Origin of the sequence: Neobacillus niacini (assembly GCF_019749295.1) — a bacterium.
Taxonomy (GTDB): Bacteria; Bacillota; Bacilli; order Bacillales; family Cytobacillaceae; genus Neobacillus; species Neobacillus niacini_D.
In genome coordinates, this window is record NZ_JACWFG010000011.1 from 451,891 (window position 1) to 470,596 (window position 18,706).

At 38.4% G+C, this 18,706-nt stretch carries 21 protein-coding genes and 1 riboswitch; of the genes, 16 read left to right on the forward strand and 5 right to left on the reverse strand.

The window, feature by feature from the left end; all coding sequences use genetic code 11:
- Window positions 1-18 precede the first annotated feature (18 nt).
- Both cysI and H0184_RS16000 read left to right on the forward strand, forming a co-directional pair.
- Entirely contained in the window at window positions 19-1,737 is a 1,719-nt protein-coding gene (gene cysI / locus H0184_RS15995) for an assimilatory sulfite reductase (NADPH) hemoprotein subunit (RefSeq protein ID WP_221826998.1), read from the forward strand.
- 200 nt (window positions 1,738-1,937) lie between these two features.
- Window positions 1,938-2,213, forward strand: coding sequence for an aspartyl-phosphate phosphatase Spo0E family protein (locus tag H0184_RS16000; RefSeq protein WP_221826999.1), 276 nt, complete (start codon window positions 1,938-1,940; stop codon window positions 2,211-2,213).
- A gap of 76 nt (window positions 2,214-2,289) precedes the next feature.
- On the opposite strand, the gene H0184_RS16005 is transcribed toward H0184_RS16000, so the two are convergent.
- The gene (locus H0184_RS16005) at window positions 2,290-2,475 is read right to left on the reverse strand and encodes a hypothetical protein (protein ID WP_090759593.1); all 186 of its coding nucleotides are present in this window, start codon (window positions 2,473-2,475) and stop codon (window positions 2,290-2,292) included.
- A 331-nt stretch (window positions 2,476-2,806) separates the two neighbouring features.
- On the opposite strand from H0184_RS16005, the gene H0184_RS16010 reads away from it, so the two are divergent.
- The 4 genes from H0184_RS16010 to H0184_RS16025 all read left to right on the forward strand — a co-directional run bounded on the left by H0184_RS16010 (window position 2,807) and on the right by H0184_RS16025 (window position 5,891).
- Window positions 2,807-3,649 carry an ABC transporter ATP-binding protein gene (locus H0184_RS16010; RefSeq protein WP_221827000.1) on the forward strand — a complete coding sequence of 281 codons (843 nt, stop codon included), beginning with the start codon at window positions 2,807-2,809 and terminating at the stop codon, window positions 3,647-3,649.
- The gene (locus H0184_RS16015; RefSeq protein WP_221827001.1) at window positions 3,582-4,343 is read left to right on the forward strand and encodes an ABC transporter permease; all 762 of its coding nucleotides are present in this window, start codon (window positions 3,582-3,584) and stop codon (window positions 4,341-4,343) included. Before H0184_RS16010 ends, H0184_RS16015 begins: the two co-directional genes overlap by 68 nt.
- A 31-nt stretch (window positions 4,344-4,374) precedes the next feature.
- On the forward strand, window positions 4,375-5,376 hold the full coding sequence (locus H0184_RS16020; RefSeq protein ID WP_221827002.1) for an aliphatic sulfonate ABC transporter substrate-binding protein: 1,002 nt from the start codon (window positions 4,375-4,377) through the stop codon (window positions 5,374-5,376).
- A gap of 89 nt (window positions 5,377-5,465) precedes the next feature.
- Window positions 5,466-5,891 carry an OsmC family protein gene (locus tag H0184_RS16025; protein ID WP_221827003.1) on the forward strand — a complete coding sequence of 142 codons (426 nt, stop codon included), beginning with the start codon at window positions 5,466-5,468 and terminating at the stop codon, window positions 5,889-5,891.
- A gap of 177 nt (window positions 5,892-6,068) precedes the next feature.
- Here the strand turns inward: H0184_RS16025 and H0184_RS16030 are convergent, their stop codons facing one another.
- On the reverse strand, window positions 6,069-6,602 hold the full coding sequence (locus H0184_RS16030; RefSeq protein WP_221827004.1) for a J domain-containing protein: 534 nt from the start codon (window positions 6,600-6,602) through the stop codon (window positions 6,069-6,071).
- Between the two features lie 116 nt (window positions 6,603-6,718).
- Complete coding sequence (queF, locus tag H0184_RS16035; RefSeq protein ID WP_221827005.1) at window positions 6,719-7,219, reverse strand: preQ(1) synthase; 501 nt, start codon at window positions 7,217-7,219, stop codon at window positions 6,719-6,721.
- A gap of 112 nt (window positions 7,220-7,331) precedes the next feature.
- Window positions 7,332-7,378: riboswitch (PreQ1 riboswitch) on the reverse strand.
- 212 nt (window positions 7,379-7,590) lie between these two features.
- Between queF and queC the strand changes: the two genes are divergently transcribed.
- From queC to H0184_RS16055, 4 genes are all read left to right on the forward strand, one after another.
- Window positions 7,591-8,262: a 7-cyano-7-deazaguanine synthase QueC gene (queC, locus tag H0184_RS16040; protein ID WP_221827006.1), complete on the forward strand. Its 672-nt coding sequence runs from the start codon at window positions 7,591-7,593 to the stop codon at window positions 8,260-8,262.
- The gene (queD, locus tag H0184_RS16045; RefSeq protein ID WP_221827007.1) at window positions 8,249-8,728 is read left to right on the forward strand and encodes a 6-carboxytetrahydropterin synthase QueD; all 480 of its coding nucleotides are present in this window, start codon (window positions 8,249-8,251) and stop codon (window positions 8,726-8,728) included. Before queC ends, queD begins: the two co-directional genes overlap by 14 nt.
- Entirely contained in the window at window positions 8,725-9,453 is a 729-nt protein-coding gene (queE, locus tag H0184_RS16050; RefSeq protein ID WP_221827008.1) for a 7-carboxy-7-deazaguanine synthase QueE, read from the forward strand. Before queD ends, queE begins: the two co-directional genes overlap by 4 nt.
- A gap of 555 nt (window positions 9,454-10,008) precedes the next feature.
- Window positions 10,009-10,206, forward strand: coding sequence for a Fur-regulated basic protein FbpA (locus tag H0184_RS16055; protein WP_221827009.1), 198 nt, complete (start codon window positions 10,009-10,011; stop codon window positions 10,204-10,206).
- 68 nt (window positions 10,207-10,274) lie between these two features.
- On the opposite strand, the gene H0184_RS16060 is transcribed toward H0184_RS16055, so the two are convergent.
- Entirely contained in the window at window positions 10,275-11,285 is a 1,011-nt protein-coding gene (locus H0184_RS16060) for a DUF3231 family protein (protein ID WP_221827010.1), read from the reverse strand.
- A 214-nt stretch (window positions 11,286-11,499) separates the two neighbouring features.
- Here H0184_RS16060 and H0184_RS16065 point away from each other — a divergent pair, with 214 nt between their 5' ends.
- The 4 genes from H0184_RS16065 to H0184_RS16080 all read left to right on the forward strand — a co-directional run bounded on the left by H0184_RS16065 (window position 11,500) and on the right by H0184_RS16080 (window position 16,434).
- Window positions 11,500-13,626 carry a transglycosylase domain-containing protein gene (locus H0184_RS16065; RefSeq protein ID WP_221827193.1) on the forward strand — a complete coding sequence of 709 codons (2,127 nt, stop codon included), beginning with the start codon at window positions 11,500-11,502 and terminating at the stop codon, window positions 13,624-13,626.
- A gap of 140 nt (window positions 13,627-13,766) precedes the next feature.
- Window positions 13,767-15,350, forward strand: coding sequence for a catalase (locus H0184_RS16070; RefSeq protein WP_313771775.1), 1,584 nt, complete (start codon window positions 13,767-13,769; stop codon window positions 15,348-15,350).
- A 133-nt stretch (window positions 15,351-15,483) separates the two neighbouring features.
- On the forward strand, window positions 15,484-15,849 hold the full coding sequence (locus H0184_RS16075; RefSeq protein ID WP_221827011.1) for a VOC family protein: 366 nt from the start codon (window positions 15,484-15,486) through the stop codon (window positions 15,847-15,849).
- 117 nt (window positions 15,850-15,966) lie between these two features.
- A complete protein-coding gene (locus tag H0184_RS16080; RefSeq protein ID WP_221827012.1) occupies window positions 15,967-16,434 on the forward strand; it encodes a CoxG family protein in 468 nt (155 codons plus the stop codon).
- Window positions 16,435-16,472: 38 nt separating this feature from the next.
- On the opposite strand, the gene H0184_RS16085 is transcribed toward H0184_RS16080, so the two are convergent.
- Window positions 16,473-16,856, reverse strand: coding sequence for a hypothetical protein (locus tag H0184_RS16085; RefSeq protein WP_221827013.1), 384 nt, complete (start codon window positions 16,854-16,856; stop codon window positions 16,473-16,475).
- Between the two features lie 195 nt (window positions 16,857-17,051).
- Between H0184_RS16085 and H0184_RS16090 the strand changes: the two genes are divergently transcribed.
- Both H0184_RS16090 and H0184_RS16095 read left to right on the forward strand, forming a co-directional pair.
- Window positions 17,052-17,465, forward strand: coding sequence for a VOC family protein (locus H0184_RS16090; RefSeq protein WP_221827014.1), 414 nt, complete (start codon window positions 17,052-17,054; stop codon window positions 17,463-17,465).
- Window positions 17,466-17,622: 157 nt separating this feature from the next.
- Complete coding sequence (locus H0184_RS16095) at window positions 17,623-18,660, forward strand: DUF3231 family protein (protein ID WP_221827015.1); 1,038 nt, start codon at window positions 17,623-17,625, stop codon at window positions 18,658-18,660.
- The last annotated feature ends 46 nt before the right edge of the window (window positions 18,661-18,706 follow it).

Consider the following 18,706-nt stretch of genomic DNA (forward strand, 5'->3'; position numbering starts at 1 on the left):
GAAGGAGATTTTTCATAAATGGTGAAGCAAAAATTAACAGCACCGGAGGGCGCACCAAGCGATGTCGAGCGTATAAAAAAAGAGAGTAATTTTCTACGCGGTACATTGAAGGAAGTCATGCTAGACCGAATGAGTGCAGGGATTCCAGATGATGATAACCGCTTAATGAAGCACCATGGCAGTTATTTGCAGGATGACCGTGACCTCCGGAATGAGCGTCAAAAGCAAAAATTAGAGCCTGCTTATCAGTTCATGCTTCGTGTCCGATTGCCTGGGGGTGTAGCGACACCATCCCAATGGTTAGTAATGGATGAGTTAGCTGATAAAAACGGCAACGGTACGTTAAAACTGACTACACGTCAGACATTTCAAATGCATGGAATTCTAAAATGGAATATGAAAAACACGATACAGGAAATTCATTCGACGCTTCTGGATACAATCGCTGCATGCGGGGATGTAAATCGTAATGTATTGTGTACATCGAATCCATATCAATCAGAGATTCATATGGAAGTATATGAATGGGCAAAACAATTGAGTAATTACTTACTGCCACGTACAAGAGCCTATCATGAAGTTTGGCTTGATGAAGAAAAGGTGGCAAGTACTCCTGAAGTAGAAGATGTTGAACCGATGTATGGACCACTCTATCTGCCGCGTAAATTCAAAATTGGTATAGCAGTTCCGCCAGCAAATGATATCGATGTCTTTTCACAGGATCTTGGGTTGATTGCCATTGTTGAAGAAGGCAAGCTTGTCGGATTTAACGTTGCAATTGGCGGCGGTATGGGCAGTTCACATGGTGATAAGGAGACATACCCGCAATTAGCCAAGGTTATTGGCTTCTGTACACCTGATCAAGTTCAAGATGTAGCAGAAAAAATCATTACCATTCAGCGCGACTACGGTAACCGTTCTGAGCGAAAAAATGCACGATTCAAGTACACAGTTGATCGCCTAGGGCTTGAAACCGTCAAGGAAGAACTAGAAAATCGACTTGGCTATAATCTAGGTGAAGCAAGACACTATCATTTTGATGATAATAGTGATCGATATGGCTGGGTAAAAGGTGTTCAAGGTAAATGGCATTACACTCTTTATATCCAAAATGGCCGTGTTGCGGATTTTGACGGATATAAGCTGAAGACTGCTTTGAAAGAAATTGCGAAAATCCATAAAGGCGAATTCCGTTTAACTGCAAATCAGAATGTAATAATAGCGAATGTTTCAAGCCAGAAGAAGAAGCAGATTAATGAATTAATTGAAGAATATGGGTTGACGGATGGCAGTCATTATTCTGCACTCCGCCGCAGCTCTATGGCATGTGTGGCACTCCCAACCTGTGGGTTAGCCATGGCAGAGGCTGAGAGATACTTACCTAAACTGATCGATAAAATAGAGGATATTCTCGATGAAAATGGTCTAAAGGATAAAGAAATTACCATCCGGATGACTGGCTGTCCAAACGGATGCGCACGACCTGGACTTGGAGAAATTGCTTTTATGGGTAAAGCAGTAGGGAAGTATAATATGTATTTAGGTGCGGCTTTTGACGGCAGCCGACTCAACAAAATGTATCGAGAAAATATCGGTGAAGAAGAAATCTTGAGCGAACTGCGTGTCATTCTTTCGCGTTACGCAAAAGAACGAGAGCAAGACGAGCACTTTGGTGATTTTGTTATTCGCGCAGGTATCATCAAAGCTACGACAGACGGTACAAATTTTCATGATTAATACTAAAAAAGAGACAGATTTCCTGTCTCTTTTTTTAATGAGTGCTTTTCTGAATTTTCAAACTACGTCTAGTTTTGTCACTTTTTCACTTGTTTTATCGAAACGATTTAATAGATTTAAAAAAATGCTATAATTCATTTCATGACATTAAAAGATTAACGCATCTAAGTAATTTATTTATTTCAGAGGTGTATTTTGTAATGAGGATAGTAGATTTAGAAGAGGCAATAAGCGAGAAAAGAGCTGAGATGATTAAAATTGGTATGACAAAAGGACTGTCTAGTAAAGAAACAGTCGTATGCAGCCAGGAACTAGACAGATTGCTCAATGACTATAGAAGATTAACGGCAATGCAAGGACGGTCTAAATTACCTTCATTTCAAGAAGAACTTTTAACCTTTATTCAGAACTTGCAAAAATTATTAGCAAGACCGTACAAACTATTACTTCCTTACAAGAGTAATAGATTCTTCTAAGTTATATGTATTCTAATAAAGGTATATTCAGACCCACCCATTTGTCCAAGATGGGTCTTTTTTTTTGAAGATTTTCTTAGGTACGCTGGATCGTAGAGGTAGAGAAGCTTTTTACCATTTTCTGCAGGTTTCTATGTGCTTCTCTTAGTTTTATCGTTTCTTCGATGATTTTTTGGAATCCTTCAATGTCTCTATCAGATGCATATAAAAGTGTCTTTGGTACTCCTTCAGCAATTTGTTGTAGGGTAATATCTTGACTCATAGCAATGACCACCTTTCAACTTATTCAATAGACTTGTTTTTCGTCTACTTTAATAGTTTTAGAAAAAGGTGGGTTTCTCCTGCTTAGACTATAAAAAACTTATCTACATGAATCACCAGATTCTATTAGAAATAGGTATCTTCTCGCAAATAACGACGGGAATCCATCATTCTTGTTTATGAAATGTAGAAAAATATTTAAGAAAATTCAGTTAATAGAAAAATTCTTAGAAAATTTAGCAGAATAAAAGAATAGTAGTTGACTTACTTTAAGATTATAATATAATAAAACCAATAGTTTTACTTGGTATTAAAAAAGAGGTGAGACATACATGTATTTGACAATAGATGGAATACAAAAAAGTTTTGTAAATGATAGAAAAGAAAACGTAAAAGTTCTCGATGGAATAAATTTGAATGTTAAAAAAGGGAGCTTTGTCTCCATTGTTGGACCATCAGGGTGTGGGAAGTCTACTTTGCTTTACCTTGTTGCAGGTCTTGACAAAGCCGATAGCGGAGAAATTCGGGTCGATGGAGAATTGGTATCAAAACCAGGTCCAGAACGAGTAGTAGTCTTCCAGGAAGCAGGTCTGTTTCCATGGCTGACAGTTTTAGAAAATGTAACTTACGGGCTGATTCTGAAAAAAATGCCAAAAGAAGAGGCGAAAGCAAAGGCGCTGGATGTTTTAAAAATGGTTCACCTGAGTAAGCATGCGAACTCCTATCCTCACGAATTATCGGGCGGAATGAAGCAAAGGGTTTCCATCGCTAGAGCGTTAGTCATGGAGCCTGACATCCTGTTAATGGATGAGCCATTTTCAGCATTAGATGAACAAACAAGAATGGTGCTCCATAAGGAACTGCTGGATATTTGGAGAAAGACAAAAGTTACCATCTTCTTCATTACTCACAATATTAGAGAAGCGGTTCTTCTTTCAGAAGAAGTGGTTGTTTTTGCTACACGTCCTGGAAGGATTAAAGAAATTATACCTGTTCCAACCATGAAGGATGGGGTTACACCAGACAGTGTAACGTTAAATACGGAACAAAGAATTTTGTCTATTTTACAGGAAGAAATCGAAAAAGTATTGAAGGAGGAAATGGGTGATGACTACAGCTTTAAGACGGATCATCTTCATCGCGGCGATAGCGGTGATATGGGAAGTCACATCTAGATTTTCCAGCCTCCCAGATTTTATGTTCCCCAGCCTGACTCAGGTACTCGACACACTTTTTAACGGCTTAATCAGTGGTCAAATTACTTTGGCCATTGGAAAAAGTATGGGACGTATCCTCCTCGGGTTTACGATTGCAATCGTTGTGGGATTAATATTAGGGTACTTCATCTGGCGATATAAACTGATCGAAGATACACTCGGTTTTGTGGTAACAGCACTTCAGTCGATTCCAAGTATTGTTTGGTTTCCGCTAGCGATCATTTGGTTTGGTTTAAATGACTTTTCGATTCTATTTATTGTTACAATTGGTGCCACGTGGACGATGACGGTGAACGCAACAAGCGGATTCAAGAATGTACCTCAGCTTTATCAGCGTGTTGCGAAGGTATATGGTTCAAGTGGTATTCATTTCTTACGGACTGTGATTCTCCCTGCATCTGTACCGCAAATTATTTCAGGGCTGCGGATTGCTTGGGCATTCTCATGGCGTGCCTTAATGGCAGGAGAACTCCTCGGCGGCGGGGGCGGCCTTGGACAACTTCTTGAAATGGGACGTTCACTCGGTCAAATGGATTTAGTTATTTCTGTCATGATTATTATTGCGATTATTGGAACTATAGTCGATAATGTTGTATTTTCAAGACTCGAACGCAATGTAGAAGTAAAATGGGGTATTAGAAAAAGAGCTTAATAAAATACTTATGTAGCCAGGAGAGAAAAAAATGTTGAAAAAATCTATGCTGTATGTTTTGATCACGATATTATTTATGGCACTTTTAAGTGGATGTGCCCAATCCTCCAACGAGGGTAAAGGCGACGGTGGAGAAGTTAAGACTGTTAAGATTGGTTATTTTCCAAACCTTACACATATTGCAACGATTGTAGCACTTGAAAAAGGTTATTTTGAAGAATCCTTCGGTAAGGGTGTTACCATTGAAACCAAAACAGTGGCAAATGGCGGATTATTTATGGAAGCAATGGCAACGAAGGCCATTGACGTTGGTACAGTAGGTCCTGGCCCATTACTTAACTTCTATGTTAAAAACAAAGAGTATCATCTTATCTCAGGAGCGGTAAATGGCGGAGCTGTTCTAGTAGCTGCAGAAGGCAGCGGAGTAGAAAAGCTAGAAGATTTAGATGGAAAAAAAGTAGCGATTCCGGTTATTGGAAGCACACAGGATGTTATGCTGCGTAAAGCATTAAAAGAAGCCGACTTAAAAGCGAAAACAAGTGGCGGTACAGTCGATTTATTTGCTGCAGCGCCTGCTGACACTGCATCACTTTTCATCCAAAAACAAGTAGATGCAGCCGCAACACAAGAGCCTTGGGGATATGTCCTTGAAAACCAAGCAAATGGTAAACTCCTTTTAGACTGGGATGAATTTGCATGGGGTAAGGAATCAACCAATACTGTTGTTGCAGCTAGATCTGACTTCTTGAAAAACAAAGACATTTCACAGAAGTATCTTGACGCTCACAAAAAATCAGTAAAATTCATTCAGGACAATCCAGAAGAAAGTAAGGAAATTGTCATTAAGCATTTAAAAGATCTTACTGGTAAAGAGTTAAATAAAGACGAAGTGGATGCAGCATTTTCTCGTTTAGCTGTAACTACGGATGTCAATGAAAAAGTAATTCAGGAAATGGCCGATATCAGCAAAGAAGCTGGATATATTCCAAGCAGTGATATCAAAGGCTTAATTGATTTATCATTAGTGAAGTAATAAAGGAAGGTTTTGGGCTCAATTTTGAGTTCAAAACCTTTTTTTAAGGTAAAATAAAAAAGGAAATACATAGAGGAAGGATGATAGCAATGAAATCAACGATTAAATGGACAGGGGATATGGCTTTTACTGGCACTACGCCTTCAGGACATGAATTAAGAATGGACGCAGCACAAGAAATCGGCGGACAAAATAGCGGCCCAAGACCGACAGAACTGCTGCTGTATTCTCTTGCAGGATGTACAGGAATCGATATCGTCATGATCTTGAAGAAAATGCGCTTAGAACTAACTGGATTTACCATGGAAGTTGAGGGGACTCGTGCAGACACAGAACCAAAAAAATTTACAGACTTCCATATTCACTACTCCGTAGAAGGAGACCTTCCCGAAGAAAAAGTAATCCGAGCCATCCAACTATCAAAAGACAAATACTGCTCCGTATCACATTCACTAAGCGCCAACATAGTAGCAAGTTACTCAATCAACGGAACAAAAGGAAATCAAGTTTTATAGAGTTTTAATATTATTTTTCATGAAACTCAAATCAAGGATAATAATGAAATAATGGACCTCATAAAGCGTTCATGAGGCTCAAATTAATGATAAAAATGAAAAAGTGGTCCTCATAAAGGGTTCATGAAGCTCATATCAAGGATAAAAACGAAAAGTGGTATTCATGTAAAAAAGGATTCAGCTTTTGGCTGAATCCTTAATATTTGTGTAGTGATCATAAAACACTTTAAAAAGTCGATCATCTCCGCCTCGATCCGGATGAAGCGCTTTTAATATCTTTTTATACTCCTTCTTAATCACCTCACTATCACTATCAGCCTCTAAGCCTAATATCGTGGTTAGAGTCAGTGGCGGCGGCGATTCTGAGAGTTCATACTCAGCTTTCAGCATTCTTTTGAGTGATCTATTTTTTGCTTGTTCAATCCTTAATGAGGCTCTTAATTGATCTATCTCCTCTTTGAAGGTTTGATTTTCACGAAAGGTTTTTTCCCATTGGTGATAATCTACTCCGAACTGCTTCGTCTTGCTCTCAATCTTCTTTTCTAAGATAAAGGATGCTAGATCAACAGGATTTATAGAGTAATCTAGATTGAGATGCTTCGTCCTTCTAGCCTTGATTTTTCCATCGAGAATCCAGCGGATGACCACTTGCTCACTATCCGTAATCCCCTCAGCTCTAAGCTGTTCTGTCACTTCTTTAACATTTAACATCTAATCAACTCATTCTCATTCGTCTAATAACTACTAAACTCAATGTATCACATGGAAAATGTTAAAGGTTTACAAGACTATTTAATTTGTATTAAAAATAGTTTTCAATTTATGTCTTATCGATTATCTACTTTTTCTGGATAAAGATCATGGTTCATCAAACGAAAGGCTGCCATCTCTTCAAACTTTGTGCCTGGTTTACCGTAGTTACACCATGGGTCAATAGAGATGCCGCCGCGCGGTGTGAATTTACCCCAGACTTCAATGTAACGGGGGTCTAGCAGCTTAATAAGATCGTTCATGATAATATTTACACAGTCCTCGTGGAAATCACCATGATTTCTAAAGCTGAACAAATAGAGTTTTAGAGATTTGCTCTCTACTATTTTTTTATTCGGGATATATGAAATATACATCGTTGCAAAATCGGGCTGATGAGTAAGCGGGCAAAGACTAGTAAATTCCGGGCAATTAAATTTTACGAAATAATCACGTTCAGGGTGAAGATTATCGACTGACTCCAAAACCTCTGGAGCATATTCAAATGAGTATTGTGTATTTTGATTTCCTAGTAGTGTTAAATCTTTTAATCCTTCTTCGTGGCTGCGGCCTGACATAAAAAAACCTCCAGTAAATGTTTATTCCAGAGAGCCCAAGCAATCATTCTATAACAACTAATTTGATAGAAACAAAAAGCCATGTCCAGTTATGGACATGGCATAAAGTCATGTATCCATAGTTTTTTATAGAGGGTAACAGCTATGAACCTCTCCCGTGTAAGTACGGGTATTATCTTCTCCATATGATAAAGGACATGGGCAAAAACGTCAAATAAAAATTTTAGGTTCCAATTTTCATTTTTTTTATGGTATCATACAAACATAAAATGAATAGAGGTTCTAGCACCCCTCGTTAAAAAAACTAAGATGAAGCAGTACTTCTATCTTGGGGTACTGCTTTTTCTATTTTGGAAGGAGTTTCCTTAAACATGTTAAAAGATGAAAAGGCCATTGTCGTATTTAGCGGCGGGCAGGACAGCACTACTTGTTTATTTTGGGCGTTACAACAATTTAAAGAGGTGGAAGCAGTCACATTTGATTACAATCAACGGCATAGTTTAGAAATTGAATGTGCCAAAAATATAGCCAATGAATTAGGTGTAAGACACCATATACTCGATATGTCTTTATTAAATCAGCTGGCACCCAATGCGCTGACACGGTCCGATATTGAAGTGAGTGATGGCGAAGAGGGTGAACTTCCTTCAACATTTGTCCCTGGACGTAACCTGCTATTCCTAACATTTGCCGGAATAGTAGCCCGTCAGGTAGGTGCTAAGCATTTAGTAACAGGAGTTTGTGAAACAGATTTCAGCGGCTACCCAGATTGCCGCGATGTATTTATCAAATCGCTTAATGTAACGTTGAATCTTTCCATGGATGATGACTTTGTAATCCACACACCATTAATGTGGCTTAATAAAGCTGAAACGTGGGAACTTGCAGATGAATTAAATGCGTTCGAATTTGTACGCGAAAAAACACTAACCTGCTACAATGGCGTGATTTCTGACGGCTGCGGTGAATGTCCTGCATGTGTGTTAAGAAAGCGGGGACTGAATGACTTCCTAGGCGGGAGGACGAAAAATGTACGGATTTAGAATTGTTGATAAACTGCAGAAAATAGATGAAGACATTCAGCGCAAGGAACTAAAATATCATTCAAAGCGTGTGTTGGTGAGTAAAGAATTTACCTTTGATGCTGCCCACCATTTACACTGCTATGAAGGGAAATGCAAGAACCTGCATGGCCATACCTATAAAGTCATCTTTGGAATTAGCGGCTATGTGGATGCTAGAGGGTTAATGATGGATTTTGGTGATATCAAAAACATTTGGAAGAATGAAATAGAAATACACTTGGATCATCGATACCTAAATGAAACACTGCCTCCTATGAATACGACAGCTGAAAATATCGTGGTTTGGATTTATGAGAAAATGCAGGAAGCCTTAACCAAAGAAATGAATAAGGATCAGTTCCACGGTGCTAGAGTGGAATTTGTCCGGCTGTATGAAACGCCTACCAGCTATGCTGAGGCAAGAAGGGAGTGGATGGAGGAATGAGTAAACTTCCAATTCTAGAAATCTTTGGTCCGACAATCCAAGGCGAGGGGATGGTAATTGGACAAAAAACGATGTTTGTCCGAACCGCTGGCTGTGACTATTCCTGCAGCTGGTGCGATTCCGCCTTCACTTGGGACGGCAGTGCCAAAGATGATATAAGAATAATGACTGCAGAGGAAATTTGGGCAGAATTAAAAGCTTTAGGCGGGGACAAATTCTCCTTTGTTACCATTTCAGGGGGGAACCCTGCATTGTTAAAAAACCTAGATTCACTGATTGATATATTAAAAGAAAATCAGATTAGTATTGGAATTGAAACCCAGGGCAGCAGATGGCAGGATTGGTTTTTGAAAATCGATGAACTAACGATTTCACCAAAGCCGCCGAGCTCAAAAATGGAAACGAATTTTGACATACTTGATTCTATTTTTATTAACCTAGATGAAAATCAGTTTGAAAATAACGTTAGTTTAAAAGTCGTAATCTTCGATGAAGGTGACATTGATTATGCAAAAATGGTACATAAGAGATACGCAGGCATCCCATTTTATCTCCAGGCAGGGAACGACGACATCACTAATTTTAATAACCAAGAACTGATTCTAAAACTGCTGAATAAATATGAGTGGCTCGTTAGCCAAATAGTAGAAGACAGTCAGCTAAATAATGTCAAAGTACTGCCTCAGCTACATGCCCTGCTTTGGGGGAATAAGCGCGGCGTATAATGGATAAGCCCGCCTAAATACTTAGGCGGGCTTCAGATTGTCGAGAAAGGTATCTTTCTCGGTAATTATTATTTTTTGCCTGCCCAACGGCCTGTTGATTTCCGCTCAAATATTGTTGCAAAGAGTGGATTGGAGCGAAAGGTGCTTGACTCCTGCGGGATGTAGAGGAAAAGTCGAGACCCCACAGACGCGCAGCGTCGAGGAGGCTCGACTTCCTCCCCGCGGAAAGCAAGCACCTGTAGCGGAAAGGAACGGTCCATTTGTAAACAAAAAACAACATTCTACACAAAAAGAGCCAAAATAAAAGACTTTCAAGAGCTTTTCAACAGCCTGAAGCCCGCCTAAATACTTAGGCGGGCTTTTTTTTGCATAGTCATATGTATAAGGCTTGCATTAGTACATTAAAAATAATACAAATCGTTTTCTTTTGTTAAGTACAGATAAAGTTTGAATGAAGAGTAGGTAAATTCGCTGTCGTTCGACACACAGGCAAAAAACAACAGGGTAAAATCAGATATGGATTATGTGCTGTAAATATTTGGAGGTGCTGCGTAGATGAACAATGTTCTGAGAAATGCCGTTCAGCAAAGAAGACAATTTCTTATTGATAAACTGCTTAAAATTGGTGTATTTAAGAAGGAAGATAGACATCTATATGAATGGACCCTAAGTGACCTGGAGAAAGAATACCAATATCTCGAATCTTATCACGTTCGAGCCAAGATCAATCAAGAAAACCAGCTTCAGCAATAACGAAGATTATACTTATAAACACAGAGAAAAGCCGGTGATTAAAAACCGGCTTCTTTTTGATGAAAGGTTTATTTTTCTTCACTGCCTAATTCACCACGGTCAGAAGCCATCGGAGGCTGTTCCATCCATTTATTGTTGATTAGGATATTGGAGCCATCCTCAGAATATATCTGAACTTCTAAAGATAGTCTGTTATACATAACCCCCAAATCCATCCGAGGACTTTGCGCAACAGCTGTACCGTAATACCCGATACTTAATGCGATGAGTCCCGTTGTGAAGAACATCATCAGTTTATCAGAAAATGTGTAAGCCGTACTTGTCGTTACTTCTGCAGATAAACTAGCGGGAACCGGGAGATTACATTCTTCTAATTTAGAACCGAATAGTTTAACGTGTTTTTTTCCGATGTCAATGCCTTTTAGGAGAAACTTGGTAACTTCTTTGTCTCTAGCAACCTGACTAAATCCTATTAGTGTAGCCACACCTAAAATATTCCGCTGCGTATTGGCATAGAGGTTTGATACCTCTGCGACAATTAACGGTCTTTTTTCCCCAATAATATCAAACAGAAATGCCTGTTTATTTACAAATTCAACCTTCTCAGAAGATATAGCCGGGGACCTTACATAAAGACCTTTTTCCAATAAGACATCCTTTGAAACCTTATATAGCTGCATCGTTTCAGACAAGCATTCCATATAATAATCGGTTATGTCTGTTCTTACTGCCGAGGCAACACTGGCTGAGTAATTGGTTAGCCCAATTTTTGACATTTGGTGAATAAAATTAAGCACATAACTGTCTGAATACAATTTGGGAGCGCTTAAGTCAACATCCTCTTCAACTTTAAAGCCATAGGGAACAGGATAGTTTTCCTCCTTAAAAAAGACTGTTAATTTTTCAATATGTGTTATAGATAATTTTAATGCAAATTCAATAATAGGTTTTATTTCTGGATCCTCTGCCTTTTCTAAAAAAAACCTAAGTACACAAACACTTCCGCTATCGTTCAAATATTGCGCCCATAGCTGAGCAAGTTCAGCAGAGGAAATCTTAACTTTCTTATCTATCTCCATATAATACCTCCATAAATTAATCCCTAGTACAATCATTTCCAACGCAGATAATTATATGTAACATTCGATAAATTATTTGCGAATATTGAGCTTTTTGAACTATTTAATGTAAGACTTATTTCTCATTAACTTTAAGGAATTTCGTATTACTATTAATCAATATGCAAAATGATAGTGAAAGCTTAAAGTTGAAGGTGGTATAGACGTGGGACGAATGGAGCAGAGACAGCAAAGAAAGGCGTCTAAAAATCGAGACTGGAGTCAGTTTCTTAAAAAGGGTTTAGTGAGAAAGTTGTTTATAGCAGGAATCCTTATGGTATTATGCGGACTTTTCATCGTTAATATCTTTATATGGACCAGTGATGTGAGTAAATTAAATGAGCCGGCACCACAGCCAACGATTATCTATGATCAGAATGGGGAGATTGCGAGTAAGATCTCTAATTCAAAAATTGAAGGTGTAGGAATAAAGCAAATTCCTGATGAAGTCATACATGCGGTCATCGCAACAGAGGATCAACGTTTTTACAAGCATAATGGTATCAATTATTTTGGGATTATGAAGGCTTTCTTCAAAAATTTGGTGAGCGGTGACATTGTTGCAGGCGGGAGTACCGTTACACAGCAGCTTGCTAAAAATGCCTTCCTAACACATGAGCGAACTTATACACGGAAGGTCAAAGAGCTGATTATAACGAAAAAAATTGAACGTACCTACTCAAAAGACGAAATCATGGAAAGGTATTTAAATCAAATCTATTTTGGCGAGGGCGCATGGGGAATTCAACGTGCGGCGAAAATCTATTTTGGAAAAGAAGCAAGTGAGCTAACCTTAAGCGAATCGGCCATACTCGCTGGGCTTATTAAAGCTCCCTCCATACTTTCACCCTTTAAAAATATGGAAAAATCAATACAGCGGCGAAATCTTGTATTAGCATTAATGGAAAACGAAGGATACATTAGCCAAAACGAGGTTGAAAAAGCAAAGCAAGAGCCAGTTGTGTTAAATGAAGAAAAAGTGGAAGACGAGTATGATGGCAAATACCCATATTATGTGGACCACATTATCCAAGAGGCAATGAAGAAATATCAGTTGACCCAGAATGAAATTCTGTCAGGTGGACTACATATTTACACAGAATTGAATCCTGCCATTCAAAAGGCGACAGAGGAAGTTTATCAGAACGATAATCTTTTCCCGGCGAGTCCAGAGGATCAGCTGCTCCAAAGCGGGGCTATTTTGATTGATCCTAAAAGCGGCGGCATTCAAGCTCTTGTTGGAGGTAGAGGGGAACATACCTTTTTAGGCTTTAACCATGCCACGCAATTAATTAGGCAGCCTGGTTCGACGATGAAACCATTGGCTGTTTATACACCTGCCTTAGAAGAAGGGTATGAAGTCTTTGATATATTAGAAGATAGACCGCTGAATATTGGCGGATATCAGCCGTTGAATTACGATAAGCAATACCGAGGCGAGGTAACGATGTATGATGCGGTAATTAACTCTTACAATGTTCCACCAGTTTGGCTGTTAAACAGAATAGGCCTGGATAAAGGAACAAAGGCAGTGGAGCGCTTCGGTATTCCTTTACATGAAAAAGATCATTCTCTGGGGATTGCACTTGGAGGGATGAATGAAGGGACCTCTCCGTTAGCTATGGCACAAGCCTATACGGCATTCGCAAACAATGGAACGATGGAAGAGGCACATTCCATCAGTAAAATTGAAGATGTAGATGGAAAGGTTATTGCAAAATGGAAAAGTAAATCAACAATCGTGACAAAACCAGAAGTGACCCAAAAAATTACTTACATGTTAAAGGGTGTAGTGGAGGAAGGTACTGGGAAGAAGGCATTCTTGGAAAGTCTCGACATTGCAGGTAAAACAGGTTCTACCCAGCTGCCATTTGCGACTAACGGCGGAACGAAGGATCATTGGTTTGTTGGCTATACTCCCGAAATTGTCGGTGCAGTGTGGCTTGGCTATGATCAAACCGACGAAAATCATTATCTAGCCACATCAAGCAGTGGAACTACTCCTGTTATATTTAAAGAAATACTAGCTAGGTCAGGTTCAGAGCTAAGTGATGAAAAATTTGCTTTATCAAGTATTGAGAAAAAATATAATAGCGAAATCAAAAAGCTAAGAGAAAAAGAAGAAAAAGCTAGGAAAGAAAAAGAGAAAGAAGAGAAGAAGAGAGAAAGAGGAAAAGGTAAGGGATGGAAGGAAGATAAGGAAAAGAAAAAAGAAAAAAGAAAAGATAAAGATAAGGATAGGAAAGAAAAAGATGAGGATGAGGAGGACGAGGACGAAGAAGAGGAAGATGAAAATGAATAATCTTTAACTTTTAGTGTGAGGACTAGTCTCGAGATGAGATTAGTCCTTTTGCATGTGTCTGCTGTTTGATTACGGATACATATAAATCAACCTGCTGGAAATAATTAAATAGTATTATTTTTACTATTGGAGGGGTAAAGGTGGACGAAAAAAATCTTGGGACGGGTGAAAGCGCAGATTCCTTAACAAATCGCCAAGGTCATCCTGTGACAGATAATCAAAATATTAGAACAGTAGGAAATCGCGGACCATCCACACTTGAGAATTATGATTTTATTGAAAAAATATCTCATTTTGATCGTGAAAGAGTCCCAGAACGGGTGGTTCATGCTCGTGGAGCTGGTGCACATGGATATTTTGAAGCGTATGGGACAGCAGGAGATGAGCCCGTTTCAAAATATACAAGAGCAAAGCTATTCCAGGAAGCGGGAAAACGCACACCTGTTTTCGTTCGTTTTTCCACGGTGGCAGGAGCGATGGAGTCACCAGAAACAGCAAGGGATCCTCGAGGCTTTGCGGTGAAATTTTATACGGAGGATGGAAACTGGGATCTTGTTGGAAATAATCTTAAAATATTCTTTATCCGTGACGCAATGAAGTTTCCTGACATGATTCATGCGTTTAAGCCCGACCCCGTTACAAATTTAAGCAATCCGGAAAGAATGTTTGATTTTCTTGCTGGGACACCAGAAGCAACACATATGGTTACATTTTTATTCTCTCCATGGGGAATACCAGCGAATTACCGCCAAATGCAGGGATCAGGTGTAAATACATACAAATGGGTCAACGCAGAGGGAGAAGCTGTTTTAGTGAAGTACCATTGGGAACCGTTGAAACAGGGAATCAAGAATCTTACCCAAAAGGAAGCAGAACAAATCCAAGCCAAAAATGTGAGTCATGCTACACAGGATTTGTATGAGGCGATTGAGAATGGTAATTATCCTGAGTGGGAGCTTTGCGTTCAAATCATGAGTGACGATTACCATCCTGAGCTGGATTTTGATCCATTAGATGATACAAAATTATGGCCAACAGACAAGTTTCCATTTTTAAAAGTAGGGAAAATGGTACTTAACCGAAATCCAGAAAATTATTTTAATGAAGTGGAGCAGGCAGCGTTTGGTACAGGAGTACTGGTAGACGGATTAGATTTTTCTGATGATAAAATGCTTCAAGGAAGAACTTTTTCTTATTCGGATACACAGCGTCATCGCGTAGGAGCGAATTATTTACAGCTTCCTATCAATGCACCTAAAAAGCGTGTAGCAACCAATCAGCGCGGCGGCCAAATGTCATATTCTGTGGATTCAGGTCAAAATCCACATGTAAACTATGAGCCTTCTATGATCGGAGGACTAAAGGAAGCAGAACAAGTAGGGAAAGTCCACGAACCACACTATAATGACAAATTGGTCCGTGAAAAAATTGATCGTCCCAATGATTTTGGCCAAGCCGGCGAAACGTACAGGAATCTCGAAGACTGGGAAAGAGATGAACTCATAAGCAATCTTGTCGACTCACTGAAAGTATGCAGACCTGAAATCCAAAATAAAATGATTGAGTATTTTACACATGCTGATGAAGATTACGGAAAGCGTGTTAGAGATGGAGTTGCGAAAGCTATGGAAATGAGAGAGGAAACCACTCACACAAGTACAGCTGACGCTGATGATGCGACGGATAAAGCAAAACAAATGGGACATGAAGCAGATCCATATTAATGAAAGAATGACCGGACTTATCATAAGTTCGGTCAATTTTTTATAGTTAGGTTGTATGTTGGCGGCAGGAGGAATTTATAAAGTTGTGGCGAAAATTGTATATAATAAATCTTTTTTGAAAGGGAGTTTCTTTATGTATCGTTTTAGAGCCATTGATCACATTCAATTAGCGGCTCCAAAAGGCTGTGAAAATCAGGCAAGGGGTTTTTTTATAGATATATTAGGATTTGAGGAAATGGAAAAACCAACGGAACTGAAAAAACGCGGCGGAGTTTGGTTTCGTAATGGAAATATCCAGATACATATAGGTGTCGAGGAACCTTTTGCGCCAGCTAAAAAAGCACATCCTGCTTTTGAAGTAGAAAACATTGAAGCTTTGAAAAAGCATTTAATTGCCAGCGGTGTTGAAGTGATTGAAGATGATAATCTTCCGGGGGCAAATCGTTTTTATACAGCTGATCCGTTTGGAAACCGTATTGAAGTACTTGAGTGGATCTAACCTATCTTGTGGGAAAAGATAATCATGAGCTTAAAGGACCCTCAGATTAAAAAATTTGAATATTCATCTGTTAAATGAATATTTTATCTTGTAGACCTTCAAAATGGAGGGGATCCTTTGAAAATTGAATACCAACATACTTTTGGTTTGCCCGGGAAAATTGTCTGGAAGTACATCAAGGATGAAAAAGTTTTAGGAAACGCAATCCCAAGCTGCAGGACGATTGTCAAAAGCACAACTGGATTGTATCGAGCTGAGATTGACATTAACATAGGTCCTCTAAAAGATGTTTTTGCGCTCGAGGTTAACTTGGATAAAGAACAGGCTTCGTCTTATTATCATCTGCTTCTGCAGGGAAAAGGAAATTTAGGGGAAATTAGTGGTGATGCACATTTATTCTTTAATGACCAACAAGGCAGCACCCAGCTCACTATCCAGGCTGAAGTGAAAGTCACAGGAACTATGTCAGGGGCAGCAGAGCGCGTTATAAATGGAGGGGCAAACCAAGGAATACAGAGATTTTTCCTCAGCCTTGAAAAAGAAATAAAGAAAAACCTTTATCTTTTACGAAAAGGTCGAAAATGAGAAAGAGCAGCGACTGCGCGCTGCTCTTTCTATTTTACCTATTCATGTTCGGGATAATTAGCTAATTCTTTTATTCCTACAATCCAGTCCTTGAAAGTAGCATATTTATCAGCGTCGAAGCCGAAATGTTCTTTAATTAAATTGATTGATTCTTGTTCATTTTCATGAACGATTCCGTCTGAATATACTAATCGAAGGATTTCAGTTAAGACAATATGTTTGGAACGTTCTTCTTTAAAAACCTTAAGAATATCCTCTATCGCTAATCCTTTTATTTGATAGTCCTCAAGATCCATTTCTTTCTGATACTTCGAGATAACTGGATTCTCAAATACCGATAAATTCCCATCAATTGCAGCCATTAAATAGGCTAGCTCAAGGAATGCTTCTTTCTCCTCTTGTTGAAGCTTTGTCAAAAACATTACATGTACTCCTTTTTTATAATAGGCGGTGCTAAACAACCTAATAAATTTATGGTTATGTTTAATAGACATCTTACCAAGTATAAAGACCATTTGTCTATTCTTTAGAAGATGTAAAAAGGAAAATTTAGTTAAAAGGCGAATAAGAATATAGATTGGGCAAAATTTTATTAATTCTATTGAGGTGAAAAGGGAATGACAGAAAAATTACTAAGGGTTGGAACTAATTATTTACCAGTGAGTAATGTAGACCTTTCATCAGACTGGTATGTAACTAAATTAGGAGCAGTATTAAACTATAAAGATAATGATAAAGCGATACTTAATATGGCAAATCAAAGTATCTTTCTTGTAAAGGCAAAAGGAAATCAAAATGCCAACTTCTATAATACATACGGTGAAGAGTGTTTCTCCCTCACATTTGAAGTGGATGGACTGAAAGCTCTTGAAGACATTCATCGAGAGTTTAAGGAAAAAGAAGTTAGAGTAGGAGAAATCGAAAACCGCGGTCATAGTGGGAAAAACTTTGTTTTCTATGACCCTGACGGAAATAAATTCGACGTGTGGAGTGAACTTAGCCCAATATTTAAGGAAAAGTTTCTAAATTAGCCAAGGAATTATTAAGCTGCGTTTCTGTATAGACAGAAACGTTTTTTTCATTTTTACTTATTTTTGTCTTTATGAACCCATTAATTAATAAGCTATCAGAATATATTCAAGCAGGGATGTAAAAACTAAAGGAAAATTAAGGGTAAGGGGATTTAACATGGATTTAATGAAACCAATTAACATAAGCTCAGATAAATTAAGCCCTGATCAGCCTTTTACTGCTGTTGAATTGGGAAAGCTTTGGGCTACATATGTAGGAAATAGTATGTCTAACAAGATTTTGAGTTATTTTCTTAAAAATGTAGAAGATGAGCATGTTAAAACCTTACTAGAAAATGGTTACAATCTCACGGTTAATTTTATGGAAACCATAGAGAAGATTCTCACTAAAGAAAAGATTGTCGTTCCAGTAGGATTTACAGCTGAGGACGTTAATCTTGGGGCTCCAAGACTCTTTGAAGATCAATTTTACGTTCATTATCTGAAATATGCTGCAAAAGCTGGTCTTAGCTTATATGCGATTGCCGTTCCGTTAGTGATGAGGGAGGATATACGTGAATTTTTCATCCATTGTAACAGCACCACCACTATTTTGTTAGGGCAGATTAACAATGTCTTATTGGAAAAAGGATATTTCATAAAGGCACCTACAATACCTATGCCAACAAAAGTAGACTTTATCCAAAAAGGCAACTATTTAAACGGCTTTTTTGGCGATATCCGACCCTTACATGCGTTAGAGATTACACATTTGTACGATAATATTGAAAATAACATTACCAGTAAAGCACTATTGATTGGTTTCAGCCAGGTTGCAAAAAAAGAAAAAGTTAGAGAATTTTTTATTAAAGGTAAAGAAATTACCGACAAAGAAGTTCAGCGTTTTCAAGATAAACTGCATAAAGAAAATTTACCATTTCCTTCTCAGATTGATCATTTAGTCACGGATTGTACTTTTTCACCATTTTCAGATCGAATCATGCTATTCCATAAAGTTGATATGTTTTCAATTAAGATTCGTTCGTTTGCCAACTCAATGGCCGTCAATGGGAGACGAGATATCGCCATGATGTATATGAAATCACTTACAGAGGTTTCTTTATATGTAGAAGACGGGGCAAATATCATGATTGATCACGGTTGGATGGAACAGCCCCCAAAAGCAATTAACCGTGAGGACTTATCTTCAAAGTAGCATCATTTTAATTTTTGAATAATCTTTTAAATGTAAAGGAAGAGTG